This is a genomic window from Salinadaptatus halalkaliphilus, from assembly GCF_006543045.1.
GTDB classification, from domain to species: Archaea; Halobacteriota; Halobacteria; order Halobacteriales; family Natrialbaceae; genus Salinadaptatus; species Salinadaptatus halalkaliphilus.
Genome location: NZ_RBZW01000021.1, coordinates 173,022 through 198,264, shown reverse-complemented (window position 1 = coordinate 198,264; position 25,243 = coordinate 173,022). Strand labels below are relative to the sequence as shown.

Here is a 25,243-nt window from a genome sequence, read left to right as displayed (position 1 = left end):
CTCATCGAAGCCATTTTCGAACCGTCCGGGCGAGCCGTGTCGAGAAGGGAACGTGATCGCCGCCGTTCCGGAGCCGAAAGTCGCCGGTCCCGAAGAGGAGACTCACGAGGGCAACGGTGACTGCAACGACGACCACATTGACGAAGGCGATGGCGACAAGCGGATGGACATCGTGAAGGGTGCCGAGTATCGATGGCGAAACGACGGCGAGATAGCGGTGTTCCTCGACGTGGCGCGTGTACTCACCCGTTTCCTCGGGTGCGGTAAGCGATACCGTCGTCTCCGCCTCGCTTCGAATGCCGACCGTCTGTCGGTCCGGATCGACTGAGACGTGCTCGTGAGGAGCCTCATGGACGACGACCACGGGAACGAAGCCGGCGTTGTCGACGGTCCGTGTGAGCGTCGTCGTCTCACCGGGAGCGACGATCTGTGGATCGTCAGTCGGCGAGTCGGAACTCACCAGGCCGTACTCCGTCGTTCCCGCCGGGATGACCATCGCTGCAGTCGCAACCGTAACGAGGGCCACCAATACGACGCCGATCGCGACCCAGAACCGAACGACGTTTTTCCGGCGGCGGGATCGATCGGTTATCCGTTCTGACGGACCGAACCGCTCGAGCAAGAGTCCAAATCCCAACAGCGCAACGCCGATCGCGACGAAAAACGCGCCGAGTCCGTCCGACCCGGACGATCCCTCTATTCCGAGTGCCGATGTCACGGTCTGAGACGCCTGCTCGAGCAGCCCGTGCATCCCCATAACGACGGTTCCGAGATGCGGGATCGTCACGACCTCGCCGTTTACCTGCCAGGCGGTCGCGACGATCTGGCTCTCGGAAACGGGAGGTTCGTCGCCGTCCTGATCGGTGAAGGGATTCGCGTCGCCCGCAGTGACGTATCCGTCCTCGGTCTCGCCGACCACTCGGTGAGTCGTCAGTCCGCCGTCGTGTAACTCTCGAGCGTCGTAGACGACGACATCGCCCTCCTGGATCTCGCCGGCAACGACGCTGGGAATCGCGACGAAGCCGTCGCCGGCGTTCATCGTCGGTTCCATACTGCCGGTCGCGACGTAGCCGAGCAAGATCGGCTGGCCGAGCACCTGGCCGATCAACAACAGGACGATGACGATCACCACCGCTATCCCCAGTCCCCGCTCGAGGTACGTTCGTGCCGTCATCGTCGTGTTCGTCTAGTTGTCATGCCAAGCGAACGATCCGTCTCGACGAAACGTCGGGGACGAACGACCTTAAGACACCGGCTCCGATCAGATCCTCGTGATCCGTCAGCGGACCCGCCCAATTTGATCCCACCGTCGTCTGGCAGCAATCCCCAGCGCCAGGATGCTGAGCGCCGCCGGCGGCGCGAGTGCTGCCGTCGCCGGGCCCGAGAGGTCGCGGTCCTCGAGTGCCATCGGCCCCGGATCCGTCACGGTAATCGAGTCGGCCAGTTCGTCGTCGACCGCGAGGTCGTACTCGCCGGCGGCGTCGGCGTACCACTCGAACGAGACCGTCTCCGTCTCCTCGGGGCCGAGTTCGATCGTCTCGCTCGCGACGGCGACGCCGTCTTCGGTCAACTCGACGGTCCGCTCGCCCGTGATATTCCCGGTGTTCTCGTAGGTCGCGGTCACCGTCACCGTCTCGCCGGTCTCGACATCCGTGGGGGCGGCCTCGAGGTCGATCTGGTCGATCACGGCCGCGGGTTCGTCTTTCTCGGTCGACGGCTGCTCGTCCCCGGTCTGTCCGCCGCTGTCACCACCACCACCACCACCGCTGTCGGCGTCGTCGCCGTCGTCGGCCTCCTCGTCACCGTCGTCTTCGTCGTCCTCGTAGGCGACGTGGACCGTGAACGTCTCGCTCTCGTCGTAGTTGTTCGTCGCTGTATCGACTGTTAGCCCAACCGTGATGGTCTCGCCGGGCGAGGGCTCGATGGGTGAATCCGCAGTTACCTCTTCCCCACCAATAGCGAACTGAATCCCGTCGACGTCGTGGTCGATCCAGATTTCCTCGATCGTCGATGCGTCCTCGCCGACCGTGATCGTGAACACGCTGACAATGGTCGTCACCGCGTGGTCGTAGACGCCAAGATCGAGCCTGAGTTCGTCGTCTTCGATCGTCGCATACCGGTCGTCGACCGGCTCGAGAGTCACCTCGTTGGCCGCCGCGTCTTCACCGACTGCCAGTGCCGCTGTCGGGACTACCAGACCGCAAAGCACGCAAACCGCGATTGTGGTCGCGAGGACCTTTGTAGATGGCATCCGATGGATTTCTGACAGTGCTCCAGTTTGGCCACACAGCCAACAGCACGGTCATGTACCGAGCACGACGCTTAGTTTATGACGCTGTGATTTCGATAGTGAGGGTTCCAGAGCTGTCTTCATCGCCGGTTTCGACGGTAACGTCTACGCTTTCGCTCTCGCCAGAGTCAACCTCGGGCTCGTTCGGATCGAGGATAACACTCGATGGCTCGTCGCCACCGACCGAGAAACTGACCTCGAAGTCCTGTGGGGAGTCCCCCTCGTCGTTGACGACGGTAATGAGCTCGTCGTAGCTTACAGTCGAATTCGGTGGGAGTGCGTTGCCGTCGGGACCGAATATAATCGTGACATCATTTTGCATGAGGCTGACATCGGCCTCGGTTGCTGTGTGGTTGTCGTAGTTGACCTCTTGTTCGGGAAACATATTTGTCGCGTCGGAATCGCCCCCATTGTCGACCCCCACACTGTCGGTGCCGTCGACGTCCGTCAGGAGAATATCGACGAACTCCTCTGCGATTTCGTCATCAGTAACGACGTTGACGTCCAGATCCCGAGTGGCCTCGGCCGTGCTGAACGCGCCCGATCCCAGTGCTGCGCCACCGCCGGCGACGATCGTTCCCAAACCAACTAACACATTGCGTCGATTCATTGTATGTATCTCTCCAGCCACGCCCGAACCCATGACCGGACCCAGCACGTGGCTCTTACTCGAGGACAGACGTGGGACCCACTTTGTATTGGGTTTCGAGAAATTCCTCAAGGTCGACCGTCCGTACTGAAGTGGCGTCGATACTCCTTTCAAGGCCGTCCTGAACGGCCAAAATCGACGAGCTTGTCGATTCGATGGATACGCGAGGAACTTAGCCGTCTGCTCGCAGTTCCACGACGGAACTCGAGCCATCCGCTGCTCGGACGGCTAAATCGACATCTTCGACACCGATCCCGCCACCAGGGTTTCCGTCACTGAACCGCTGGATTTCGAAGTCCATGGCCTCGCCGCCGCCGAGTTGTACCTCCTGCCCATCGATAACGTCGGTTATCTCCCCACCGACGTACAGCACCTGGTCGATTCGCTGGCTGCCGTTTGCGGTGAGAATGCTGTCGTTGCCGTTCGGGCGTGGTACCTGCATCGCATCGGGATTGTTCGTCCACGCGATACCGAATCCATCGAGCGTAATGTCGTTTCCACTGGTGTTCGTGAGTGAAAACTCGTATCGGCCGCTTCCGAAGGCCTCTCTCACACTGCCAACGACCTGTTCGATGGCCGCAGCCTGTGGCACCTCGAAGAACCGCTCGAGTTCGATCGTCCCTGCACCGTTCTCGAGTTCGGCAGTAATCGTGACGGTGTCGTCGTCACCCTCGAGTTCGACGGTCCGAGAGTCGCCTGGCCCGAACTGGAACGTCGCGGGTTCCTCGTAGCTGCCGTCGCCCGTCACGTCGAACGCGAGATTGTGGCTCTCGAGGGAGACGGTCATCGAGAAACTGTCGGTGTTGTTCGTTACTGTCGGCGGGTACTCGCTGCGGTCGACGCCGAGCAGGGCGTTCGGATCGGTCGCAGCGGAGACTGCAACCCCGCGACCAGCGCTGACGGAGCTAAAGGCACCGGTCTGGTGGAGTGCACCAGCGCCGATGAACGCAGCCCCGAGCCCCAGAAACGCCCGTCTGTTCATACTATACTGTAGGTCTCGAGTACCTATAACTATATTGATCGAGTGAGTTATTACCACAGGCAGACACCACAAAGCGACAGTGACGAGAAATGGCGATCCCAAAACCGAACGTGATGCGACGGGGAGGCTTACTCGGTTGACTCGGCGGTAATCTCAATCGTAGGGTCGAAGTCGTCGGTGAGGTCGCCTTCGTCATATGACGTACCACTCCCGACCTCCGCCTCGCGGAGTTCGATCGCGAGGCCGAAGGTCGTGGATTCTGTACCACCGAGCGAGTTATCTTCGCCGAACTCTTCGATCAGTGTTAGCACGTCCGCTTCGTCACTGCTCTCCACAATCGAAGCTGAGATGTCGACTGAGTTGGTCCCGTTGTTCGTGATCTCGACGAGTTCCTCGAAGCGAGTCAGTGCGTCCTGGTTGATGCCGTCACCGTCCCCACCGATGTCGATTTCGATGGTGTCGCCATCGGTATCGACATAGTCCTCAGCGCCCTCTGCTGCCGTGAGCGCGAGGAAAGCGTCGCTATCGCCCGCCGTTTCGACACTGACGGTTCGTTCAGCCGTCACAGTGCTAAACGCACCCGTCCCGAGTGCGGCGCCACCGCCGGCGACGATCGTTCCCAGTCCGACCAACACGTTGCGTCGATTCATTCTCATATTTCACGATATGTTCCCCACCCCCTTTGTATTGATCGGAGAGAACTGCTACAGGACAGTCCGTACCGGCTTCAAGCCCACCCTGAACGGCCGAAATCGGCGGATTTGAGGGATTCCATGATACCATATGACACGACCGTCTAGTGGTGACGGTGGCACGCATGGCCGCTGTTCCTCGTTGACACACCAGTATAGTACCGTCGTTAACAATCCTACTACAAACATAGTCAGTATGTTGGTTCGGTGACGTGAAACCAGACCGGAGCAATCGAGAGCGAAGCGAGTCGGCTAGCAGGCATGGCGATTCGTGCCAAGGTGTGTAGAAATAGTGCAGCGAGGATGTTGATACCAACCAACACTACAAGAAAACTTATCTGTCACTGGTGAGTAGAATCAGTCAACCTGGGGAGCAATGGCGACGGCTGACGAGGGGCGACCGGATCGCGGAGAAATCTTCGACTTATTGAGTAATCAGCGACGGCGATACGCGATTCACTACTGCAAACGCGAGGACGAACCCGTCACCCTCGGGGACCTCGCCGAACACGTCGCCGCCTGGGAACTCGACAAGGACGTCGAGGAACTGACCTCCGCCGAACGCAAGCGCGTCTACACCTCCCTACAGCAGAACCACCTGCCGACCCTCGAGCGCGCGAACATGATCGCGTTCGACGATCGGACGATCGAACTGACCGAGGAAGCGGCCGATCTAGACGTCTACCTCGATATCGTTCCCGGCGATTCGGTCCCGTGGGGCACGTACTATCTCGGGCTGGCTGCCGTTGGACTGGTCGTAATGGGCGGGCTCTGGCTCGAGTGGATCCCCACCGAAACGATCCCGGAACTGGGGTGGGCGACGCTCGTCGTCGCGCTCTTTGGCGTCTCGGCGGTCGTCCACGTCTGGCAGAACCGACGACTCAAACTCGGTGGAACGGAGCGGCCACGATGAAAGCCGTCAAAACGATCGGTTTCGTGTTCGTCCTCGTCGGCGTCGCCGCCATCCTCGTTTCGACGGGTGCGTTTAGCGCCCTGGATGCCGATCGGTCCGTCGACGTCACCGTTGCCGACGACGCAAACGCGTTGCTTGGGATCGATACCCCGGACGAAGTCGTCCTCGAGGGTGAGGAATTCGAGTGTACGGAGTACACGTGGTGGGGATGGTGCACCGACGGCTACTTCGAATACGAGAACGAGCAACTCGTGACGATAACGGATCAGACTGACGATGGCGCGCTCGACCTCGATGAAAATGCGATCGGCGTTTCTGATACAACTGGGGGGTATCCACAACTTGCGGATCTGGAAACCGACGGTAGCGGTGACGAAATCGTCGTTAGCGGGACGCTTCAGTGTGATGCCGAGAACGTCGGTGGGTGGCTCGTCCCGTCCGGCGATCAACAGAGCGGGGAGACGACACTTGCTATCGATATCGAAACGAGCGAGGGAGCAGTAACCGTCGACCTCGAGCGCGAACTCGCCGCGACCTGTCTCGAGGACGGTGCCGACGGCCCCGGGGATGGCGATGAATCGGACGATGACGACGGCTCAGATGACGACGAGACGAGCGGTGAGTTCGATGCCGTCGTCGAGAGTGGATCGTCGTCCGACGACGAGATCGACGTCCCCGGGAACGTGTTGCTCGAAGATCACGCCAACGCCAACGACGAGATTACGGCAGGTGGTGACATCGTGATCGGGAACGACGTTCGAACGAACGACGAACTCGAGGCCGGCGGGAACGTCGTCGCCGGTGACGAATTCAGACCAAACGACGAGATCTCGGCGGCGGGAGACATCTCGTTCGGATCGAATCCGCACACGACGAACGAACTCGAAGCAGGTGGCGACGTTACTCTGGGCAACGATGCGCAGGTCAACGACGAACTCGAGGCCGACGGTGACATCACGATCGGTGACCACTCACAGCTGACGGACGAACTCGAAGCAGGTGGTGATATCACCATCGGCGCCCACTCGCAAGTCAACGACGAACTCGAGGCCGATGGCGATAGCTTCCTTCGTGAGGGGGTAACGGTGACCGACGATGTCTCTGCGGACGGAACGCTATATCGCGGCTGTGATGTCACGATCCACGGTGAGATAGACATCGGCGAGGAAGTGGATGACTGTTGAGACCGACAGCGCTGACCCGAACGGCTTTTGAAGGCCGGCCGCCGATACACACGCATGTCGACCGAATCGATTAGCGACCGACGCGAGCACGTTCGCTCGATCAGCGTGACGGCGCTGTCGGCGTTGCTCGGCGTCGGCGCTGCGTTTGCCTCCGTGGCGCTGACGGGAGACCTCGGCCCAGCGGAGGCTGCGGGGGACACACAGGCGCTCATGCTCGTCGTTGGGGCGATCCTCGCCCAGTTCATCCTCTACGATTTCACGGGGATCTACGGCGACGACGAGTTCGGCGTCAAACACTACCTGTTTATCGTGTTCATGACGTTCTCGTTCTGGTTCGTGACGTGGGGCATCTTTCTGACCGCGGAGTTTCAGGCATAAACCATGGCAGACGATAGTATCGCCGTCGTCGACCTCGATCGGTGCCAACCCGACCGCTGTAGCTACGAGTGTAAAAACTACTGTCCGCCAAACCGGACCGGCAAGGAGTGTATCACCCTCCGGGGCGAGGACACGATGGAGGGTCAACCCGAACAGGTCCGCATCTCCGAAGAGATCTGTCTCGGCGAAACCTGTGGTATCTGCGTCGAGAAATGTCCCTTCGACGCGATCGAGATCATCAACCTGCCACAGGAACTGCAAGACGATCCGGCCCACCGCTACGGCGAGAACGCCTTCTCGCTGTACGGTCTCCCCGCTCCCCAGGAAGGGCAAGTAACCGGCATTCTGGGACCGAACGGGATCGGAAAGACCACCGCCGTTCGCATCCTCGCCGGCGAACTCGAGCCAAATCTCGGGCGCCACGAGGAGTCACCCGGCTGGGACGAGGTGCTGGAAGCCTATCGCGGCACCGAACTCCAGGACTACATCGCCGACGTGCGCGACGGCGAGGTGACCGTCGCCCGGAAACCACAGTACGTCGACCAGATCCCAAACAGCTTCGACGGCAACACCCGCCAGCTTCTCGAGCGGACGGACGAACGCGGCGAACTCGATTCGATCGTCGACCGCCTCGAGATCGGCCCCGTGATGGACCAATCGATCGACGACCTCTCGGGTGGGGAACTCCAGCGGGTGGCCATCGCCGCAACGCTGGCTCGTGATACCGACTTCTACTTCTTAGACGAGGTGACGCCCTACCTCGATATGAGCCAGCGCGTCACGTCGGCACGGCTGATCCGCGAACTCGCCGAGAAGGAAGACAAATCGGTCCTGGTCGTCGAACACGACCTCGCGATTCTCGACCTGCTCGCGGACACGCTCCACGTCGCCTACGGTGAGCCCGGTGCCTACGGTGTCATCACGCCGCCGAAGTCGGTCCGAAACGGTATCAACGAGTATCTCTCGGGCTATCTCGACAACGAGAACATGCGGATTCGACCGAACCCGATCGAGTTCGAGGAACACGCTCCGCGAACCGAAACACACGGTGACACGCTCGTCGAGTACCCCGCCCTCACGAAGAGCTACGGCGACGGCGAGTTCACGCTCGAGGTCGAGAGCGGCCGAATTCGCGAGAACGAAGTGCTCGGCATCGTTGGCCCGAACGGGATCGGGAAATCGACGTTCGCAAAGCTGCTGACCGGCAATCTCGAGTCTGATTCGGGAGCGGCTGATCTAGATCTGGACATCTCCTACAAACCGCAGTACGTGACCATCGATCAGCACATGCGAGTCGATGCGTTCCTCTCGTCGATTACGGACCAGTTCGGGTCATCCTACTGGAACACCGAAATCGCCCAGCCGCTGCAACTCGAGCGGATCATGGAACAGAACCTCTCGGATCTCTCCGGCGGTGAGCGCCAGCGGGTCGCGATCGCGGCCTGCCTGTCGGATTCGGCAGACCTCTACCTGCTCGACGAACCATCGGCGCACCTCGACGTCGAACAGCGAGTCCAGGCCACGAGCGCCATCCGGCGCTACGCCGAACAACAGGACGCGACCGTGATGGTCATCGATCACGACATCTACTCGATCGACCTGCTGGCCGACCGGCTGATGGTCTTCGACGGCGAACCCGCATCCCACGGTCGCGCCGGCACTCCACAGCCGATGCGCGACGGCATGAACGACTTTCTCGCGAACCTCGAGGTCACGTTCCGCCGGGACGAACGCACCTCACGCCCGCGGATCAACAAGCCCGACTCGCAACTGGACAAACAGCAGAAAGCCGACGGCGAGTACTATTACGCGCCCTGATTGTCGTCGCTTGGCTCCCGTAGTTCGTCTCTGAAGAGTACGATCAGGCCGGCCAGTACCACAATCAGGCCGATGGACGCGTAGGCGACGATCGGTCCCGACACGACGAGTCCGCCCGTCGCCCCGACGACGCCACCGGTCACGGCAAGTACGGTACCGATCAGTACCAGTCCGGCACCGGCGAGATCACCGACCGTCTCGTCGTCGGTGTCGCCCGTCGGATCCGGTCGCTCCAGGGGATCGACCAGCCGCCACTCGGGTTCGTCCGTTCGCTCGAGGGAGTAGCGACCGCCCGAGAGCGACGATACCAGAGCGTCGGTTGCAACCTGCACCGACTCGGCCCACCAGTTCTCGTCGTCGTCCGTCTCGAGGTCCGTCCGCTCGAGGGAGACGGGTTCGCCGACGGCGTAGTCGATCGAGGCGGCGTCGTAACCGACATCCTCGACCAGCCGCGCGAGGAGAAACTCCCTCGACCACGGAATCGGTTTCTCGAGCGTGAACGCAGTTGTCTCGCCGTGGGGAAGGGTAACCGTGAGTTCGACCGTCGTCGCGTCGACGGTGCTGAGGTCGGTAATTCGACCCTCGACGTAGCCCGCCGGTGTCGTCATGATGTCGATTCGGCCGAGCTCGTCCGCGAGATCGGTGTCGCCGTCCTGCGCGTCGGGACCGCGGCGTTCGTGTCCGTCGCGTGTGTCGCTCTCGTCGGCGTGTTCGTTGCTATCGCGCGTCTCGTTCGTGCCGTGGCGTTCGCTATCGCCGACGCCGTCGTCACCGATCTTCCCGCGTGTGATCTCGATTTCGACATCGCCGTCGCCGGGCGTGCGTTCGTTCTCGCTCGAGGGTGTGCGCTCGTCGGTCACGGGCTGGTGTCACCGCGAGGCTACGGGCTCGAGGCTGGTAAGTCGTTCCCGTCACAGAGCTATTGGAACGACGTTCCGGTGCAGTCGCGATTCCCGCGGTTGCACCGATACCGATCGACTGATCCGTCTCACCGGCCGTTCGGTGTCGCCCGAATGACGGCGAACAATCCCTCGCCGTGACCTTCGCGAACCTCCGTCGTCTTCATCGAATCGTTCTCGAGGTCTTCGGGTGCGTCGAAGATCGTCTGGAGTCGTCGCTCGATCGTCAAGCCGGCTTCCTCGAGGATCTCGCAGGCGTATTCGCCGGTTACAAACTCGGCTTCGGCGTAGAACGGGTCCTCGTCTTTGTGGTCCTGATACAGCTGGCCGACGGGACTCGAGCGATCGAGGACGGCGACGACCAGCGTTCCGTCGCGATCGAGGACGCGCCGGCATTCGGCGACTGTCGCCTCGAGATCGTCGACGAACTCGAGGACGGTGACGACGAGGACGACCTCGAGGGCATCGTCGGCGATCGGCAGCGCTTCGGCGACGCCCCGAATCGGATCGATACCGCGCTCGCGAGCGCGCTTGAGCGGCATGCGGGCAGGATCGAGGCCACGTGCGATGCCGAGGTGGGTCCCGAAGCGACCGGTGCCGACGCCGATTTCGAGCGCTCGATCCCGGTCGAAGCGTTCGGGGACGGCGTGCTCGAGGGCCGTCCGTTCGGCACGATAGGCTCCCTGGTGGGCGTCGAACCACTCGTCGTACTCCGCGACTCGGCTTTCGAAGGGAGTGTGTGCCATTGACCCAAACTCCGTGCCAATTAAATAAAAAGGCTTGCCTCCGCGCGAAGAGTACCACGGCGGACCGTCGACCAGCACTCTTCAGCTAATCAGTCGCTGGCAGGAGCCACAGAGCGTCTCTTCTTTGATGTCGACCTCGCGGACGGTCGGCGAGAAATTCATTACACAACGGTTGTTGTCGCAGTGTTCGAGGCCGTAGGTGTGGCCGATCTCGTGGACGATCTCCTTGCGAACGCGGTCTTCGAAAATTTCGCTCGCGCTCTGATTCGAGAAGCCGCCATCGCTCGAGGTCTGGAGTCGATACGTCGAAACGACGCTTCCGCTACCGTCGAGATAGGCCAGTCCGAAGACGTAGTTTCGACGACGGTAGAAGAGGTCGTGTGGCGTGATCGCGATGTTTTTGTCGCCACGACCGACCCGTTCGGCCAGTTGGATGAACGGCTCGGCGGAGTACTGGTTGCGATCGGAGTCGTATGCGCCGTTTGGCATCGACTGCGAGTCGTTGACCGAGACATCGCAGTCGTAGACCGTCCGCAGCGCCGAGGAGGCCGCCCGCTTGACTTCCGCAGAGACGCTGCCGACCGGCACGATATCGACGAGCATGACAACGGCTATGACCGCGGGTGTCATAAACGTCTCGCCGTGTGCGACTCTCGCCAGCATCGAGACGAACTGCTCGACTCCCTTCGGAGGTACGACCGCGTCGTCGAGGTCGGTATCGGCCACCGAACTGGCCTCGCTCGACGCCTCGCCGCCGACGGTGTAGCCGTCACCGCGACCGACGTTCACCGCCGCGAGGTTCCCGAAACCGTTCGATTCGTTCGTGACGACATCGTCGACCCCGATCCGACTGTCTACGCCGACGCCGACGCGATCTACGCGCGAAACCTTCCGCCCGAACTCCATCGATCCGCGCTCGAGGTCGCCCGCGCGGCCGACGCCGACTTCCTGTTTACGACGCTGGGTGGCGACCAGCCGGCGGTTCCAGTCGAGCGCCAGACGATTCGGTCGGGGACGCTGTACGTGGCACGAGAGATCGACGGAAAGAGTAATACTACCGACGACGTTCCCGAGTGACGAGACGTGTCTCTCGAGTCACTTCCAACCACGTGGCCCTCGAGCCGGGGGGACGAAATCGACTGTCTTTATTCCCGCCAGGCCGTTCGTCCGGCTATGAACGTAGATGCCGTCGTCCTCGATATTGACGGCGTGCTCGTCGACGTCGCCGACTCCTACCGCCGTGCGATCGTCGAGTCGATCGAGCGCGTCTACGATCGGACGATTCGCAAAGACGACATCCAGCAGTTCAAAGACGCGGGCGGGTTCAACAACGATTGGGAACTGACCAACGCGGCGGCGCTGTACGTCCTCGCCGCGGGCGAAGGCTACGACGAGTCGATCGACGGCTTCACCGACGGCATCGCGGCCAACGGCGGCGGTCTCGAGGCGGCCGAAACCGTCGTTCGCGAGAACATCGGCGCTCGAGCGACCCAGCGCGTCACCGACCGCTGGGATCGCGACCGACTGCGCGATGTCTTTCAACAACTGTATCTCGGCGCCGAACTCTACCGCGGCCTCGAGGGCGACGAGCCCGACCTCGAGACCCGCGGGTTCATCCACGACGAGCCGGTGTTGCTCGAGACCGAGACTCGCGACGCCCTGCTCGCGGGCTACGATGTCGGCGTCGTCACGGGTCGACCGGCAGCCGAGGCCGAAATCGCCCTCGAGCGGGTCGGTCTCGAGGACGAAATCCCGCCCATACACCGCTTTACGATGGACGACTGGGAGGAGGGCAAACCCCACCCGAAAGCGTTGACGACGCTGGCCGATCGGTTCGACGCCGAGACCGTCGTCTTCGTCGGCGATACGCTCGATGACGTGCGGACGGCGACAAACGCCAGCGAGGCCGACCCCGGTCGCGAATACCACGGTGTCGGCGTCCTCACCGGCGGCCTCACCGGTGAGGCGGGCCGTCGGAAGTACGAGGCCGAAGACGCGACCGCCGTCCTCGAGTCGATCAACGCCATCCCGGCGTGGCTCGAGGAGAGATACCACTGAACAGACGTCAGATACCTCCAGACAGACGTCAGTGTGAACGCTGTCGGGAATTCGCGATCGGTCTTCGAATAGTTCTGTCCGATAGTATGAGCGACACCGACCGATCCGCTGTGACGACGCCGAGAACGGACCGGGGAAGCTTTGGGTCTACCGGTGACTATCGTGACGTATGATCCTGCGATCGCGAGTGAGTCGCCATCGAGGTGGATGCCGGTGATCGACGAGGTCGACGACCTCCTCGGCGAGATCGGCTTCGATCCGTCGACGAGCGTGTTGACCTACCGGCAAGCACAGGTGCTCGCACTGCGCGAGCGAGATGTCTCACAGGCAGAGATCGCCGACGAGCTGGGGACCTCGCGGGCGAACGTCTCTTCGATCGAGGCCAGCGGCCGCGAAAACGTCCAAAAGGCCCGCGAAACGATCGCGTTCGCCGAAGCGCTCCGGGCACCGGTCCGGGTTCGCGTCCCGGCCGGTACCGACCTCTACGACGTACCACAACTCGTCTACGAAGCCTGTGACGAACAGGGCGTCAAGGTCGATTACACCGCGCCGGATCTGATGAAAGTCGTCAGCGACGCCGCCGGCTCGGCCGTCTCTGGGCGCCAGATTTCGACGCCGCTCGTCGTCGGCGTCACTTCCGACGGGATGGTCCGTGTTCGACACCAGAACGAGGATTGATACGGATTGCTGTAACGATTTACCGGCGAAACCGCAGACGGGTCGCGGTTTCGGCGGTAACGACGTACAGTAAACCGTATGATACGGTCTGCCGTTCCGTTTTGCCGGCGTGACCGCGAGCGGTCCTGCGGTCGCGCCGGTACCGCCATCCAGCAGTCCGTCTGCTACCCGGGTATCGCGTTCTCCACAACCTTTTCGACGGCCCGGTCGTAGAGGCCGGCATGAGCGACCGATACGACGTCATCGTCCTCGGCGTGGGTGGGATGGGCGCTGCGACGACGGCCCACCTCGCCGATCGCGGCGCCGACGTCCTCGGCCTCGAGCGCTACGATGTTCCCCACGATTACGGCTCTTCCCACGGGCACACCCGTATTTTCCGGCTTGCCTACTACGAACACCCTGCCTACGTGCCACTGTTGCAACGTGCCGACACGCTGTGGCAGAACCTCGAGGCCGACCACGACCGGCAACTGCTGTACCGAACCGGTTCGATCGACGCCGGCCCCGCCGGCAGCGACCTCGTCGAGGGCTCCCAGCGTTCTTGTGAGGAGTACGACCTCAAGTACGAGCGACTCTCGAGTGGGGAACTCACCGATCGATACCCCGGCTACCGGCTGCCCGAGGACTACGAGGCGATCTACCAGCCCGACGGCGGGTTCGTCCGCCCCGAGGAGAGCATCGTCGCCCACGTCGACCGCGCTCACCGCGCGGGGGCGACGATCCGAGCCCGCGAACGGGTCGTCGACTGGCGATCGATCGACGACGGGATCCGCGTCGAGACCGACTACGGTGCCTACGAGGCCGACAAACTCGTCGTCACCGCCGGCGCGTGGGCCGCCCAGTTCGTCGACACCCTCGAGGACGTCGCCGTCCCGGAACGCCAGGTGCTCGCCTGGCTCCAGCCGAGCGAGCCTGACCACTTCGACCCGGAAAACTTCCCAGTCTGGAACCTTCGCGTCCCCGACGGTCGGTACTACGGCTTTCCCGTCCACGGTGTTCCCGGGTTCAAGTTCGGACGCTACCACCACCGCGAGCAAACCGTCGACCCAAACGCGTTCGAGCGCGACCCAACCCAGGCCGACGAGCGCCTGCTCCGGGAATTCGCCGAGACGTACTTCCCGGGCGGCGCAGGACCCACGATGGGGCTCCAGACCTGTCTCTTTACCAATACACCGGACGATCACTTCGTCCTCGATACGCTACCGGATCACCCCGAGGTCGTCGTCGGCGCCGGCTTCTCCGGCCACGGCTTCAAGTTCGCACCCGTCATCGGCGAGATTCTGGCGGAGCTAACCCTCGAGGGGGAGACAGCTCACGATATCGACCGCTTCGCTATCGATCGCTTCTGAGACGGGGCGTGGATCTCCGTACCGGCCCAACCACAAGACGTACGCAGAGGTGCGTGAATCGACATCTCATACGGTTTACTGTACGTCGTTACCGCCGAAACCGCGACCCGTCTGCGGTTTCGCCGGTAAATCGTTACAGCAATCCGTATCAGTCCGTGTGGCGTCGATTACGACCCGCCGATGATCTCCTCACCGAACACCGACAGCGCCCGTTCCGGATCGTCACCCACCAACCCGACGATGACGTGATCGAGCCCCAACTCCTCGAGTCGTCGGAAGTAGGTTCGGAACCACTCGACGCCGGCCTCGAAGCCCAGATGAAGCGCCTCGGGATTGGCCGTCGGATCGTCGGCGAACGCGACCCGAACCGCGATGACGAACGGTTTTTCGCCCGCCCGTTCGCGCCAGTCCGCGAGGTAGTCCTCGAGCGTGCGCTCGGGGAGGTGATAGAAGAGCCAGCCGTCGCCGTGGTCGGCGATCCACTCGCGGGACTGACGCGAGTTGCCGGTCGGCAACAGTGGGACGGTATCGGTCGTCGGTTTCGGAACCACGTCGAGGTCGCCCTCGAGCGTTCCCCACTCGCCCTCGAGTTCGGGAAACTCCTCGGTCCAGAGCGTTCTCAGAGCCTCGAATCGGTCGCGAAACGCCGCGCCGCGTTCGTCCCGGTCGATATCGAAGGCGGGATACTCTGGGTCGCGATCCCCCGACGCGACGCCCAGCACGAGCCGACCGTCCGACAGGCGGTCGACCGTCGCCGCCGACTTCGCGACGTGAATCGGGTGGCGAAGGGGGAGGACGACGCTCGAGGTGCCGAGTGCAATCTCGTCGGTATGGGCGGCGACCTGGGAGAGCCACGGCCAGGTGTCGAACGTCTGTCCCGCGTCGCCGAATTTCGGCCAGAACGTCGGCACGTCTCGCGCCCAGAGGGCGTCGAAGCCGACCGCCTCGGCGTGTTTTGCGAGGTGGAGTTCGTCGCTCACATCGGGTGTGGATCGATTGGTTCCTGTCAGCGGAAAACTCGCGCCGAAAGTCATCCCATCCGGTTCGAAGAGTCGACGGTAGCCGGCGTTTTCGTGGGACATGCGGTTGTTCGAGCTATCGGCTCCGCTCACATGACGCTGTTCGTTCATCCAGTGGACGACGGGACCGCAAAACTGGTATTCCCGACGAAGGCACTGAGACGGATTATTGTACTGATGTACCGGTGCACCCGCCGCCCGGGTCGCGGGTACGCCGGAAATGACGTACAGTAAACCGTATGACACAGGGGACAACTTACTCCGCAACGAGCATCGAAAACACGCGTGATTCGGCTTTCTGTAAGTGTTCCGAGGCAGTCGATGTCGCACAGTTCAGTTCGTTCGCGACGGCTTCGATAGTCGCTCCACGAGGGCTATCGAAGTATCCAACGGCGACCGCGGCTCGGACGGCCTCACGCTGTCTCGCCGAGAGCGCTCCGATGACGGTCTCATCGGCTACCGGCCCCGTTCCGACGGCATCGACCGTGACATCTACTCCCGCAGGGACACCCTCGACCGCGGCCTGAATCGCGGCGTCCGTTCCAATCAACGTGAACGTGCTGCTACCATCATCGTGACACTGGATCGGAGGTATCGTCAGGATATCGTCGCGAGTGAAGTTCTCGAACAACAGTCGGGCAGGGGTAGATCGATCAGCGGCCAGAAAGCAGTACGCTTCGTCCTCACCGTTCGGGAACAACTCAGCGTCGCGGACGTTCACGGCCTCCTCGAGCGCACGACCGAGCCGTTGGTATTCGCCACGAACCCAGAGTAAGAATCCGACAGGCGGGTCGGCGACGTTCCAGTTGACGATCCGCACGTTCGAAAGGTATGGCGCTTCTCGAGTAAGAAGCCGGTAAACGGGGGGCAAATACTCGTCCGGTGGCGATATCGTGATTCGAACCCGCTTCATATTTGGGACAACTCGGTGATAACACAAAAGCACCGATGGGGGGGCCAGCAGCGAATATAAACCCAACGGAAGTATTCGGCAGCAGTGACTCGTCCTTGCGGAACGAACCGCGATCCATGCACACAAATCTGGATCAAACTGGACGAATCGCTCGCGGAATCGTCGGAATCTGGCTCGTGGCAATCGCTATCTCGGCGTACCGGGCGAAGCAACGAACGACTGCAGTGATCGCCGGGATTGTTGGGCTGGGATTCGTACAAAACGCCGTTATAGGATACTGCGGTGGAAATAGGCTGTTCGGAATCGATACGACAGCGGACGAGTGAGAAACTCATGGGGCGTTGACGAGACGCTTCGCGTCTCGTTCGCACACAAGAGCTCGCCCTTGTGAACGCTGTATCTCTTCTTGCTCGCGCCTTCGGCGCTCGCTGAGGAAGGAGGCTTAGCGCCTCGATTCAGCGAAATTGTCTGATCGACGACCGTGCTTAGTCGTCTGCGGTTGCAGCACCGCTGTCTTCGGCCTGCTCTTTCGTCCAGGCGAGCTTGCCACCGGCGGCGAGGATGTCGCGTTCGCGTTCGGAGGCGTCCAGCGTCGCGGTGTACTCGTCGCCGCCGACACGGACGGTAAACTCTTCCTGACCGCTGGTGACGGCCTCGTAGACGTCGTCGACGATCTCGATCTCGTCGCCCTGATCGATCGACTCGTAGGTGTCCTCGTCGATCGTCAGCGGGACGATACCGAAGTTGAAGAGGTTCGCGCGGTGGATCCGGGCGAAGCTCTGTGCGAGGACGCCCTCGATGCCCAGATACATCGGACAGAGCGCGGCGTGTTCACGCGAGGAGCCCTGCCCGTAGTTCTCGCCGGCGACGAGGAAGCCGCCGTCGGCCTCGAGTGCGCGCTCGGCGAAGGTGTCGTCGACGCGGCTGAGGGTGAACTCGGAGAGTTTGGGGACGTTCGACCGGTACATCAGGATGTCCTGCGTTGCAGGGATGATGTGGTCGGTCGTGATGTTGTCCTCCATCTTGAGCAAGGCCTCGCCTTCGACGTCGCTGCTGAGCTGGTCGCGAATCGGGACGTCGCCGATGTTCGGCCCCTTGATGAGCTCGTCATCGACGGCTTCGTCGGGACTGATGAGGTCCGTCTTCGAGCCGTCGTACTCGTCGGGAAGCTCGACGCCGGGCGCCTCAAGGTCGTCGACTTCGTCCTCGAGGTCGCGTGGGTCGACGATCTCGCCTTTGATCGAGGCGGCGGCGGCGACCTCCGGCGAACAGAGGTAGACGTTGTCGTCTTCGATCCCGGAGCGACCCTCGAAGTTGCGGTTGAAGGTACGCAGGGAGACGGAGTCCGACGCTGGCACGTGGCCGATGCCGATACAGGCACCACACGTCGCTTCAGAGAAGTTGACGCCGGCGGCCATCATCTCCGCGACCCAGCCCTCGCGGGCGAGCATCTCGGAGGCCTGCTTGGAGCCGGGCGCGACGATCGTCTCGGTCTCCATCGAGGTCTCGCGACCCTCGAGCATCTTGGCGACGGGGAGGATGTCCTCGTAGCCGCCGTTCGTACAGGAGCCGACGATAACCTGCTCGACGGACTCGCCCGCGACCTCGCTGACGGGGACGACCTTGTCGGGCATCGATGGCTGGGCGATCAGCGGCTCGAGATCCGAGAGGTCGACGACGATCTCGTCGTCGTACTCGGCGTCGTCGTCGGGCTGGAGCTCGACGTACTCGTCGCCGCGGCCGACCCGTTCGAGGTAGTCCTCGGTCTGGTGGTCGGTCGGGAAGATCGACGTGGTCGCGCCGAGTTCCGTGCCCATGTTCGTGATCGTCATGCGCTCGGGCGCGGTGAGCGTCTCGACGCCGGGGCCGGTGTACTCGAGGATCTTGCCGACGCCGCCCTTGACGCTGAGGCGTCGCAGGAGCTCGAGAATGACGTCTTTCGCGGTGGCCCACTCGGGGAGTTCGCCCTCGAGGCGGACGCTGACGATCTCGGGCATCTCGATGTAGTAGGGTGCGCCACCCATCGCGACGGTGACGTCGATCCCGCCGGAGCCGATCGCGAGTTCGCCGATCCCGCCGGGCGTCGGGGTGTGGCTGTCCGACCCCAGCAGCGTTTTGCCGGGTGCGGCGAAGTTCTCGCGGTGGACGTTGTGACAGATACCGTTGCCGGGGCGAGAGAAGTGAGCCCCGTAGGTGCCGGCTGCAGAACGCAGGAAGCGGTGGTCGTCAGTATTCTTAAAGTCGAACTGGTAGGTCTGGTGGTCGCAGTACTGGGCTGCGATCTCGGTCTGGACTTCCTCCAGTCCCATCGCTTCGAACTGCAGCCAGACCATCGTGCCGGTCGTGTCCTGAGTCAGCACCTGATCGATCTCGATCCCGATTTCCTCGCCGGTCTCGAGTTCGCCCTCGACGAGGTGGTCGTCGAGAATCTTTTCGGTGAGAGTTTGTCCCATAGCACCCGAATCTCGGCTGTCCGTCCTGATAAATCCAGCGTGTTTCTGTGAGGGTTGTTCATTGCCATTTCGACAATTCGGCGATGTTCGTGCAACGTTTGCCAGCCGAATGGCCGTTCGTGAACGAACACGCTTTTGCCGACGCCATCTCGAGAGAGTGTATGTTCCGCTCCGGCGCGTTCGTCGGCGAGTGCGTTTCCCCGACGACCGACGACCAGATTCAGCCAAACGGCGTCGATCTCACGCTGGATATCGTCTTTGAACAGTTGGAACCCGGCCGTATCGGCCGTGACGGCAAACAGATCGGCGAACGGATCGCCCGCCCGCTCGAGGAACTCGAACAGAAGTTTCCCGACACCTACTACCTGCCACAGGGCGCCTACGTCGCCCGGTACGGCGAACGCATCGAGATTCCAGAGGGGCACGTCGGCTTCGTCTATCCACGCTCCTCGCTGATGCGCAACTCCTGTATGCTCAACACGGCCGTCTGGGACGCCGGTTACGAGGGCCGCGGCGAGGGGTTGTTGCAGGTCCACCACGACATCGAGATCGAACGCGGCGCACGTATCGCCCAACTCGTCCTCGCCGAGGCGAACCACGACGACGTCTACGAGGGGAGTTATCAGGGCGAAAACCTCGAGTGAGCGAACCGCATGATGGCGACCACGCACGTCTTCGCCGCGCTCGCCGTCGTCGTACCCGTCGCCGTCACCGCGCCGACCCTCGCGACGCCGCTTGCGGTCGGCGCGATCCTCGGCGGACTCGCACCCGACATCGATCTCGTCCTCGAGCACCGCCGGAGCTTCCACTTTCCGGTGGTCGGCCTCGCGATCGTCGTTCCCGCCGTGGGGCTCGCGATCGTCGCGCCCTCGAGTCTCACGGCGGCCGTCGCGGCCGTCGCGGTCGCCGCCTGGCTTCACGCCGCCAGCGACGCCATCGGTGGCGGCCCCGAGATGGACCCCTGGAACGATCGCAGCGAGCGCGCCGTGTACGACCACGCGCGCGGCGTCTGGATTCGCCCGCGTCGATGGATCCGTTACGACGGCGCTCCCGAAGACGCCGCCCTGGCCGTCGCGCTATCGATCCCGACGCTCGTGGTCTTCGAGGGGTGGGTCAGGGTGCTCGCGCTCGTCGGCGTTGCCGTTTCGATCGGCTACGCGCTCGTCCGCCGACGGATGGTCTCGTGGGTACCCGACTGGCTTGAGTAGCGTCCGGAACTAGCTCGAGCGACAGCCGGTGGTACCACTCGAGGCGGTGCTTGCACCTGCCGGGTGGAAGTCGGAACGCTGATACCGTCGCTGTCCAAGCCATCCGTATGGTCGATTCGTTTCTCTCGCAGACGGTTCACCTGATATTTGCCGCCGTCTGGGCGGGCAGCGTCTGTTTCGTGGCCTTTGCCGTACTGCCACTGGCCAGAGACGGACAGTTCAACGCGACGGCACCGCTCGAGGCCATCTCGAGTAAGCTCACGACGATTTCGCGAGTCAGTGCCCTGGTGCTGTTTCTCACCGGGGGCCACCTCGCGGGGACGCGATACACCGCCGACAGCCTGTTCGGGTCGCCGAACGGACAGCTCGTGCTCGTGATGCTCGCGCTGTGGGCGGCCTTGGCCGCACTCGTCGAAATCGGGGCAAAGCGACTCCAGTCGGGCCTCAACGGCAAGAAGCTTCGCGAACCCGCCAACGACGCACTGGGGGTGTACCGGGTGGCCGCAGTGGTGTCGATCGCACTGCTCGTCGTCGCCGGCGCGATCACCTCGAACGTCGTCGGTCGCTTGTGATCGTGGCATTGTCCCGTCAACGAGTCCACAAATGCAGCACGTTTCGAACGGGAAGCGATCGAAATCGGACGTTCTTGCGAAAGATACTTAGTCGGTTACTGTAAGGTACTTGCTAATGCTCAGGCGGAACGATCTGGCGGTGTCGCTGCTCGCGGTCGGGGCAGCCGCAGTCGCTGGCTACGTCCTGCGCTCGAGTCGGACGGACGGCCGCGACACGCACTCGAAGGCGGACGTCGGTGCCCGCGTCGTCGGTCGACACGAGATTCCCGACGGCGCGACGGTCGTAAACGCAACGTCTCAGGGACTGTCGGAGATTCCGGGCGTTCGCCGCGCGGTTACACGCGCCGTTCGGAACAACGCCCGCGAGGAGTGGGAACACGTCACCCTCGAACGCGAGGGTGCCTGGTCGATCGTCGACGCCGTCCGCGACTCGGTGCCCTACTACGACGGTGACGACGGCGAGTACAACGGCGTCTACGTCCAGTACGGTGATCGCATCGTCGTTCTCGATGCGATCGGCTGGGCCCGACTCGAGGAGCCGGTGTACTGACGGGGAATCACAACCACTACCTCACGCGCCCGCGGAGGGGGTCGTATGCAACTGGGCGTAATCGGACTCGGACGTATGGGACAGATCGTCGTCGACCGCGTGCTCGCGGCGGGTCACGACGTCGTCGCCTTCGACCTCGAGCCGGAAGCCGTCGCGACGGCGGCCGACGCCGGCGCCGAACCGGCCGATTCGATACTCGATCTCCTCGAGCGACTCGGCGAAGACAAACGCATCTGGCTGATGGTGCCGGCCGGCGAGGCCGTCGACGCGACCCTGGACGAACTCGAGGGCCACCTCGACGGCGACGATGTCGTCGTCGACGGCGGGAACTCCCACTACGAGGACTCGGTTCGACGCGCCCAGACCTGCGAGGGGGCCTACCTCGACTGTGGCACCTCCGGGGGGCCAGCGGGCGCGCAACTGGGCTTCTCGCTGATGGTCGGCGGGCCCGAGTGGGCCTACGAGGCACTCGAGCCGGCCTTCGACGCGGTCGCGACGGGGCCGGCGGGCCACGAACGCATGGGGCCTGCGGGCTCGGGCCACTACGTCAAGATGGTCCACAACGGCGTCGAGTACGCGCTGATGCAGGCCTACGGCGAAGGCTTCGAGTTGCTCCACGAGGGTCGTTACGACCTCGATCTCGAGGATGTCGCCTCGGTCTGGAACAACGGCGCGGTCATCCGCTCGTGGCTGCTGGAACTCTGCGAGGAGGCCTTCCGCGAGGAGGGGACGGATCTGGGAACCGTCGCCGACCGCGTCGAAGGTGGCTCGACCGGCACCTGGACCGTCCAGGAGGGCCTCGAGCAGGAGGTCCCGCTGCCGCTGATCTACACCGCGCTGGGCGAGCGCTTCGGCTCGCGGGCCGACGACGGCCGATTTTCGCGGCGACTCGCCAACCGGCTTCGGTACGGCTTCGGGCGCCACGAGGTCCCGCGACGCGAGTAATCTCGCCGTACTGCGATCGAATCGCGGGTTACCCGAGGCGTGGACGTGTTCTCGGTAATCCTCCTCGAGCAACGTCGTGCCGTGGCCAACGGTGGAATTCGAGAGACGAACCACGGCGACCGTGATCGTCGACCGATCGTAGGCTGGCGTTACAGTCGTCGGGGATTTTACGCCCCTCCGTGTCATTCGAAGGCATGTACCGACCACCTCCCGTCTCGCGTCGTCCGGGGGCGGCCGACAGCGATCGACCGACGGCCGCGACAGTCGACACGGCTGTCGCTGGGACCGACGATGTCGGCGGATCGGCGACGCGTCGACGCACGTTTCTCGGAGCCGCGAGTGCAGGCACGCTGGCCACCGTCGCAGGCTGTTTCTCCGACATCCAGGACGAACCGACGCCGGAGTCGGCGGATTCCGACGAACCCCTCGTGGCCAACGCCGATCCCGACGCGGCCGACGACATCGACGACCTCCCCCTGTTCGACGCCCACGTCCACATCACGCCCATGCCGTCGCGAGGGTACGACGCGCTCTCGGTCGATCACCTCGTCGACTGGATGGACGACAACGACGTCGATTACGCCGCCGTTCAGGCACTCGAGTCCCCCGAAGCATACCCGGTACAGACACCGAGCTGGTGGATCCTCGAGGAGACCGCCGAGTACGACGACCGGCTCGTGCCCTTCTGTACGATCGATCCGCGAACGCTGGCCTACGAGGACGACACTGTCGAGGAAGTCCTCGAGAGCTACCTCGAGGAGGGGATGGCCGGTTTCGGCGAACTCAAAGCCGGGGTCCCGATCGACCACGAAAACGCCGCGACGCTGTACGAACTGTGTGCAGACTACGAGCTCCCCGTCCTCTTTCACACCGACGAGACGGCGATGACCGACGAGATCGGACTCCGCGGACTCGAGGACGTGGTGGCGTCGTTCCCAGACGTCGACTTCGTTGCACACGCCCACGGCTGGTGGATCCACATCTCGGGCGACGTCGACACGATGGATCGGGGACCCGCCCACGAGGGACCGGTCGAACCCGGTGGACGGGTCCCGGAGCTCCTCGCCGAGTACGACAACCTCTACGGCGACATCTCCGCGGGAGCCGGCTGGAACGCCCTCTCACGTGACGAGGAGTTTACCCAGGAGTTCCTCACAGAGCATCACGAGCAACTGGTCTTCGGGACGGACTATCTCTTTCCCGAGCAGGAGATCCCCCACTTCGACATCTTCGAGGAGTACGATCTCGACCTCGAGGCGTGGGCGGATATCCGGTATCGTAACTTCGAGGGGCTGGTCCGCTGAGACCGGTCCGAGACAAAGACACGTCGCAACAGTTCGAGAGAGGCGTCAGCGGAGTCGTCTGTACGCCCGCAGCAGAATCGAGGCGGCCGTTCCGAAGCCAGGGATCCGCGAGGAGACGGCCGCAGCACCGAGCAACATCGCGGCGCTCTTTCGTCGTCCCTTCGCAAACTCCATGGCGGCGTCCAGCAGCGTCGTGACGACGCCGGCGTTTTTGAACAGCTCCGTTCGGTCGCGGGCACCAGTCGTGGCCATACCGGAGGAAACGACGGGAAGCGGTAAACGGGTCGCCTTGCGTTTGCAGCGCCCGGTCGGGCCGTGGCAGAACTCAGATCGGCACGGCTAACAGCCTCGAGTTACGACCGATCGTATGCGCCAGGCACGACTGTTGAGCACCGACGGACCAGTATCGGGACGATACGAGGACGGCGTCGTCTACGCCGAGGACGGCGCGTACGAGGTCGGAACCGACGGCCGACTGTTACCGCCGGCGACCCCGAGTGCGCTGTACTGCGTCGGCCGCAACTACGCCGAGACGCTCGAGCAGATGGAGTACGAACGGCCCGAGGAACCCGACTTCTTCATCAAGCCGCCGGCGTCGCTGTGTGGCCACGGCGAGTCGATTCCCTACCCCGATTTTACGTCGGAGTTGACCTACGCCGGCGAACTCGCCGCGGTCATCGACGAACGGTGTCGAAACGTCGCCCAAGACGATGTCCCCGACATCGTCCGGGGCTACACCATCATGAACGATCTCGACGCCCTCGACCAGCAGGGCCGCACCGCCCGCAAGGCCTTCGACGGATCGGGCCCGCTCGGCCCCTGGCTCGAGACCGACCTCGATCCGCGAGCGATCGACATGCACACCGACATCGCCGGCGAGCGCCGCCAGGAAGCCACCACCGAACTCATGCTGTTCGACCCCTACGAGGTCGTCTCGTATCTCTCCCGCCGGTTCACCCTCGAGGCGGGCGACGTAATCGCGTTCGGCAGTCCCGCGAATCCCGGGCTCGTCCACCCCGGCGACGACGTTGCGATCACCTACGAGGGGATCGGCACGCTCCGGAATACGGTCGTCGATCCGACGGCGCGATGAGCGCAATGCCGACACGTCCCAGTGTGGTGGTACCTTCTTACGCGCTCGGACCGTCGTGTCGGGTATGACCGAGACACTTCGTATCAATCGAAAGGATCTCACCTCCAGGGAGATCGTTCGCGAACTCGATGCGGGCAATCGCGTCATCGTCGAGGTCGAGGTTCTCGGTCGGTCGTTGAACATGGCGCTGCGTCGCCAGGCGGAGACCTACTACTGCGATACGCCGATGAAACTGCTCACGTTCGAGACCGAAGAAGAGATGCGAGCGTGTCTCGAGCGGTACCGTCTCGCCAGCGCGGCGGGCGACGAGCCCGAGACGGAGCTATCGGCGTCGTAGCCGTCCGGATTTCCTGCCGGCGTCTCTTGGCCGTCGCCACCCTCTCGTTTGTGCATCTCTTACACACCCGCAGCCGGATTATTTACGTCGCGACCGTCCGACCTGCTATGCGAGACGAATCGTCTGGCCGTCGGCGCTCGAGGCGTGGTGCGCTCGGAAGCGAACGGGTCGTCGGCCACCGGCGTGAGCGAACGTGGTCGTCGCCGCGCGCGA

29 protein-coding genes are annotated in these 25,243 nt (G+C 63.1%); 17 read left to right on the top strand and 12 right to left on the bottom strand.

Going from position 1 to position 25,243, the window contains the following annotated elements; genetic code table 11:
- Window position 1 precedes the first annotated feature (1 nt).
- The 5 genes from D8Y22_RS08320 to D8Y22_RS08300 form a co-directional block, all read right to left on the bottom strand.
- Entirely contained in the window at window positions 2-1,174 is a 1,173-nt protein-coding gene (locus D8Y22_RS08320) for a signal peptidase I (RefSeq protein WP_141464250.1), read from the bottom strand.
- Between the two features lie 105 nt (window positions 1,175-1,279).
- Window positions 1,280-2,251, bottom strand: coding sequence for a CARDB domain-containing protein (locus D8Y22_RS08315; protein ID WP_141464249.1), 972 nt, complete (start codon window positions 2,249-2,251; stop codon window positions 1,280-1,282).
- A gap of 76 nt (window positions 2,252-2,327) precedes the next feature.
- Window positions 2,328-2,900: a hypothetical protein gene (locus D8Y22_RS08310; RefSeq protein WP_141464248.1), complete on the bottom strand. Its 573-nt coding sequence runs from the start codon at window positions 2,898-2,900 to the stop codon at window positions 2,328-2,330.
- 211 nt (window positions 2,901-3,111) lie between these two features.
- Window positions 3,112-3,921, bottom strand: a complete 810-nt coding sequence (locus D8Y22_RS08305) for a hypothetical protein (protein ID WP_141464247.1) — start codon at window positions 3,919-3,921, stop codon at window positions 3,112-3,114.
- Window positions 3,922-4,049: 128 nt separating this feature from the next.
- Window positions 4,050-4,571 carry a hypothetical protein gene (locus tag D8Y22_RS08300; protein ID WP_141464246.1) on the bottom strand — a complete coding sequence of 174 codons (522 nt, stop codon included), beginning with the start codon at window positions 4,569-4,571 and terminating at the stop codon, window positions 4,050-4,052.
- Between the two features lie 418 nt (window positions 4,572-4,989).
- On the opposite strand from D8Y22_RS08300, the gene D8Y22_RS08295 reads away from it, so the two are divergent.
- The 4 genes from D8Y22_RS08295 to D8Y22_RS08280 are packed head-to-tail and all read left to right on the top strand — an operon-like array spanning window position 4,990 to window position 8,906.
- Window positions 4,990-5,526, top strand: coding sequence for a DUF7344 domain-containing protein (locus D8Y22_RS08295; protein ID WP_141464245.1), 537 nt, complete (start codon window positions 4,990-4,992; stop codon window positions 5,524-5,526).
- Entirely contained in the window at window positions 5,523-6,710 is a 1,188-nt protein-coding gene (locus D8Y22_RS08290) for a hypothetical protein (protein ID WP_141464244.1), read from the top strand. Before D8Y22_RS08295 ends, D8Y22_RS08290 begins: the two co-directional genes overlap by 4 nt.
- Before the next feature lie 54 nt (window positions 6,711-6,764).
- Window positions 6,765-7,088, top strand: coding sequence for an EMC6-like membrane protein (locus D8Y22_RS08285; protein ID WP_141464243.1), 324 nt, complete (start codon window positions 6,765-6,767; stop codon window positions 7,086-7,088).
- Between the two features lie 3 nt (window positions 7,089-7,091).
- Complete coding sequence (locus D8Y22_RS08280) at window positions 7,092-8,906, top strand: ribosome biogenesis/translation initiation ATPase RLI (RefSeq protein ID WP_141464242.1); 1,815 nt, start codon at window positions 7,092-7,094, stop codon at window positions 8,904-8,906.
- Here D8Y22_RS08280 and D8Y22_RS08275 read toward each other — a convergent pair.
- From D8Y22_RS08275 to D8Y22_RS08265, 3 genes are all read right to left on the bottom strand, one after another.
- Window positions 8,894-9,766: a hypothetical protein gene (locus tag D8Y22_RS08275; RefSeq protein WP_141464241.1), complete on the bottom strand. Its 873-nt coding sequence runs from the start codon at window positions 9,764-9,766 to the stop codon at window positions 8,894-8,896. The genes D8Y22_RS08280 and D8Y22_RS08275 overlap by 13 nt on opposite strands.
- A 128-nt stretch (window positions 9,767-9,894) precedes the next feature.
- Entirely contained in the window at window positions 9,895-10,551 is a 657-nt protein-coding gene (locus D8Y22_RS08270) for a class I SAM-dependent methyltransferase (protein WP_141464240.1), read from the bottom strand.
- Window positions 10,552-10,632: 81 nt separating this feature from the next.
- Window positions 10,633-11,154, bottom strand: coding sequence for an archaemetzincin family Zn-dependent metalloprotease (locus D8Y22_RS08265; protein ID WP_141464239.1), 522 nt, complete (start codon window positions 11,152-11,154; stop codon window positions 10,633-10,635).
- Between the two features lie 39 nt (window positions 11,155-11,193).
- Here D8Y22_RS08265 and D8Y22_RS08260 point away from each other — a divergent pair, with 39 nt between their 5' ends.
- The 4 genes from D8Y22_RS08260 (at window position 11,194) to solA (ending at window position 14,636) form a co-directional block, all read left to right on the top strand.
- Entirely contained in the window at window positions 11,194-11,628 is a 435-nt protein-coding gene (locus D8Y22_RS08260) for a UPF0146 family protein (protein WP_174811805.1), read from the top strand.
- A 96-nt stretch (window positions 11,629-11,724) separates the two neighbouring features.
- Complete coding sequence (locus tag D8Y22_RS08255; RefSeq protein WP_141464238.1) at window positions 11,725-12,609, top strand: TIGR01548 family HAD-type hydrolase; 885 nt, start codon at window positions 11,725-11,727, stop codon at window positions 12,607-12,609.
- A 213-nt stretch (window positions 12,610-12,822) separates the two neighbouring features.
- Entirely contained in the window at window positions 12,823-13,287 is a 465-nt protein-coding gene (locus D8Y22_RS08250) for a Tfx family DNA-binding protein (RefSeq protein WP_141464237.1), read from the top strand.
- Window positions 13,288-13,508: 221 nt separating this feature from the next.
- Window positions 13,509-14,636 carry an N-methyl-L-tryptophan oxidase gene (solA, locus tag D8Y22_RS08245; protein ID WP_141464236.1) on the top strand — a complete coding sequence of 376 codons (1,128 nt, stop codon included), beginning with the start codon at window positions 13,509-13,511 and terminating at the stop codon, window positions 14,634-14,636.
- A gap of 167 nt (window positions 14,637-14,803) precedes the next feature.
- Here solA and D8Y22_RS08240 read toward each other — a convergent pair whose 3' ends face one another.
- On the bottom strand, window positions 14,804-15,718 hold the full coding sequence (locus D8Y22_RS08240) for a TIGR03571 family LLM class oxidoreductase (protein WP_141464235.1): 915 nt from the start codon (window positions 15,716-15,718) through the stop codon (window positions 14,804-14,806).
- Between the two features lie 193 nt (window positions 15,719-15,911).
- Window positions 15,912-16,568, bottom strand: a complete 657-nt coding sequence (locus tag D8Y22_RS08235) for a helix-turn-helix domain-containing protein (protein WP_141464234.1) — start codon at window positions 16,566-16,568, stop codon at window positions 15,912-15,914.
- Window positions 16,569-16,603: 35 nt separating this feature from the next.
- On the opposite strand from D8Y22_RS08235, the gene D8Y22_RS08230 reads away from it, so the two are divergent.
- The gene (locus tag D8Y22_RS08230) at window positions 16,604-16,894 is read left to right on the top strand and encodes a YgaP family membrane protein (protein ID WP_342781894.1); all 291 of its coding nucleotides are present in this window, start codon (window positions 16,604-16,606) and stop codon (window positions 16,892-16,894) included.
- A gap of 159 nt (window positions 16,895-17,053) precedes the next feature.
- On the opposite strand, the gene D8Y22_RS08225 is transcribed toward D8Y22_RS08230, so the two are convergent.
- Entirely contained in the window at window positions 17,054-19,021 is a 1,968-nt protein-coding gene (locus D8Y22_RS08225; protein WP_141464233.1) for an aconitate hydratase, read from the bottom strand.
- A gap of 161 nt (window positions 19,022-19,182) precedes the next feature.
- Here D8Y22_RS08225 and D8Y22_RS08220 point away from each other — a divergent pair, with 161 nt between their 5' ends.
- The 6 genes from D8Y22_RS08220 (at window position 19,183) to D8Y22_RS08195 (ending at window position 23,600) form a co-directional block, all read left to right on the top strand.
- Window positions 19,183-19,665, top strand: coding sequence for a deoxyuridine 5'-triphosphate nucleotidohydrolase (locus D8Y22_RS08220; RefSeq protein ID WP_141464232.1), 483 nt, complete (start codon window positions 19,183-19,185; stop codon window positions 19,663-19,665).
- Between the two features lie 9 nt (window positions 19,666-19,674).
- Complete coding sequence (locus D8Y22_RS08215) at window positions 19,675-20,229, top strand: metal-dependent hydrolase (RefSeq protein ID WP_141464231.1); 555 nt, start codon at window positions 19,675-19,677, stop codon at window positions 20,227-20,229.
- Window positions 20,230-20,336: 107 nt separating this feature from the next.
- Complete coding sequence (locus tag D8Y22_RS08210; RefSeq protein WP_141464230.1) at window positions 20,337-20,801, top strand: CopD family protein; 465 nt, start codon at window positions 20,337-20,339, stop codon at window positions 20,799-20,801.
- 115 nt (window positions 20,802-20,916) lie between these two features.
- Window positions 20,917-21,351, top strand: coding sequence for a hypothetical protein (locus D8Y22_RS08205; protein ID WP_141464229.1), 435 nt, complete (start codon window positions 20,917-20,919; stop codon window positions 21,349-21,351).
- A gap of 45 nt (window positions 21,352-21,396) precedes the next feature.
- Window positions 21,397-22,296, top strand: coding sequence for a phosphogluconate dehydrogenase (NAD(+)-dependent, decarboxylating) (gene gnd / locus D8Y22_RS08200; protein ID WP_141464228.1), 900 nt, complete (start codon window positions 21,397-21,399; stop codon window positions 22,294-22,296).
- A 194-nt stretch (window positions 22,297-22,490) separates the two neighbouring features.
- Entirely contained in the window at window positions 22,491-23,600 is a 1,110-nt protein-coding gene (locus D8Y22_RS08195; protein ID WP_141464227.1) for an amidohydrolase family protein, read from the top strand.
- Window positions 23,601-23,645: 45 nt separating this feature from the next.
- On the opposite strand, the gene D8Y22_RS08190 is transcribed toward D8Y22_RS08195, so the two are convergent.
- On the bottom strand, window positions 23,646-23,852 hold the full coding sequence (locus D8Y22_RS08190) for a hypothetical protein (protein WP_141464226.1): 207 nt from the start codon (window positions 23,850-23,852) through the stop codon (window positions 23,646-23,648).
- Between the two features lie 115 nt (window positions 23,853-23,967).
- Between D8Y22_RS08190 and D8Y22_RS08185 the strand changes: the two genes are divergently transcribed.
- Together D8Y22_RS08185 and D8Y22_RS08180 are read left to right on the top strand one after the other, a co-directional pair.
- On the top strand, window positions 23,968-24,693 hold the full coding sequence (locus D8Y22_RS08185; RefSeq protein ID WP_141464225.1) for a fumarylacetoacetate hydrolase family protein: 726 nt from the start codon (window positions 23,968-23,970) through the stop codon (window positions 24,691-24,693).
- Between the two features lie 64 nt (window positions 24,694-24,757).
- Window positions 24,758-25,030 carry a hypothetical protein gene (locus D8Y22_RS08180; protein ID WP_141464224.1) on the top strand — a complete coding sequence of 91 codons (273 nt, stop codon included), beginning with the start codon at window positions 24,758-24,760 and terminating at the stop codon, window positions 25,028-25,030.
- Window positions 25,031-25,243 lie beyond the last annotated feature (213 nt).

Coding starts and splice junctions, on each gene's coding strand:
- D8Y22_RS08295 (WP_141464245.1), top strand. CDS start 4,990: ATGGCGACGGCTGACGAGGGGCGACCGGATCGCGGAGAAATCTTCGAC.
- D8Y22_RS08240 (WP_141464235.1), bottom strand. CDS start 15,718: ATGTCCCACGAAAACGCCGGCTACCGTCGACTCTTCGAACCGGATGGG.
- D8Y22_RS08315 (WP_141464249.1), bottom strand. CDS start 2,251: ATGCCATCTACAAAGGTCCTCGCGACCACAATCGCGGTTTGCGTGCTT.
- D8Y22_RS08215 (WP_141464231.1), top strand. CDS start 19,675: ATGATGGCGACCACGCACGTCTTCGCCGCGCTCGCCGTCGTCGTACCC.
- D8Y22_RS08255 (WP_141464238.1), top strand. CDS start 11,725: ATGAACGTAGATGCCGTCGTCCTCGATATTGACGGCGTGCTCGTCGAC.
- D8Y22_RS08270 (WP_141464240.1), bottom strand. CDS start 10,551: ATGGCACACACTCCCTTCGAAAGCCGAGTCGCGGAGTACGACGAGTGG.
- gnd (WP_141464228.1), top strand. CDS start 21,397: ATGCAACTGGGCGTAATCGGACTCGGACGTATGGGACAGATCGTCGTC.
- D8Y22_RS08310 (WP_141464248.1), bottom strand. CDS start 2,900: ATGAATCGACGCAATGTGTTAGTTGGTTTGGGAACGATCGTCGCCGGC.
- D8Y22_RS08305 (WP_141464247.1), bottom strand. CDS start 3,921: ATGAACAGACGGGCGTTTCTGGGGCTCGGGGCTGCGTTCATCGGCGCT.
- D8Y22_RS08235 (WP_141464234.1), bottom strand. CDS start 16,568: ATGAAGCGGGTTCGAATCACGATATCGCCACCGGACGAGTATTTGCCC.
- D8Y22_RS08220 (WP_141464232.1), top strand. CDS start 19,183: ATGTTCCGCTCCGGCGCGTTCGTCGGCGAGTGCGTTTCCCCGACGACC.
- D8Y22_RS08320 (WP_141464250.1), bottom strand. CDS start 1,174: ATGACGGCACGAACGTACCTCGAGCGGGGACTGGGGATAGCGGTGGTG.
- D8Y22_RS08290 (WP_141464244.1), top strand. CDS start 5,523: ATGAAAGCCGTCAAAACGATCGGTTTCGTGTTCGTCCTCGTCGGCGTC.
- D8Y22_RS08205 (WP_141464229.1), top strand. CDS start 20,917: ATGCTCAGGCGGAACGATCTGGCGGTGTCGCTGCTCGCGGTCGGGGCA.
- D8Y22_RS08225 (WP_141464233.1), bottom strand. CDS start 19,021: ATGGGACAAACTCTCACCGAAAAGATTCTCGACGACCACCTCGTCGAG.
- D8Y22_RS08265 (WP_141464239.1), bottom strand. CDS start 11,154: ATGCTCGTCGATATCGTGCCGGTCGGCAGCGTCTCTGCGGAAGTCAAG.
- D8Y22_RS08195 (WP_141464227.1), top strand. CDS start 22,491: ATGTACCGACCACCTCCCGTCTCGCGTCGTCCGGGGGCGGCCGACAGC.
- D8Y22_RS08190 (WP_141464226.1), bottom strand. CDS start 23,852: ATGGCCACGACTGGTGCCCGCGACCGAACGGAGCTGTTCAAAAACGCC.
- D8Y22_RS08180 (WP_141464224.1), top strand. CDS start 24,758: ATGACCGAGACACTTCGTATCAATCGAAAGGATCTCACCTCCAGGGAG.
- D8Y22_RS08185 (WP_141464225.1), top strand. CDS start 23,968: ATGCGCCAGGCACGACTGTTGAGCACCGACGGACCAGTATCGGGACGA.
- D8Y22_RS08210 (WP_141464230.1), top strand. CDS start 20,337: ATGGTCGATTCGTTTCTCTCGCAGACGGTTCACCTGATATTTGCCGCC.
- solA (WP_141464236.1), top strand. CDS start 13,509: ATGAGCGACCGATACGACGTCATCGTCCTCGGCGTGGGTGGGATGGGC.
- D8Y22_RS08300 (WP_141464246.1), bottom strand. CDS start 4,571: ATGAATCGACGCAACGTGTTGGTCGGACTGGGAACGATCGTCGCCGGC.
- D8Y22_RS08230 (WP_342781894.1), top strand. CDS start 16,604: ATGGGGGGGCCAGCAGCGAATATAAACCCAACGGAAGTATTCGGCAGC.
- D8Y22_RS08285 (WP_141464243.1), top strand. CDS start 6,765: ATGTCGACCGAATCGATTAGCGACCGACGCGAGCACGTTCGCTCGATC.
- D8Y22_RS08280 (WP_141464242.1), top strand. CDS start 7,092: ATGGCAGACGATAGTATCGCCGTCGTCGACCTCGATCGGTGCCAACCC.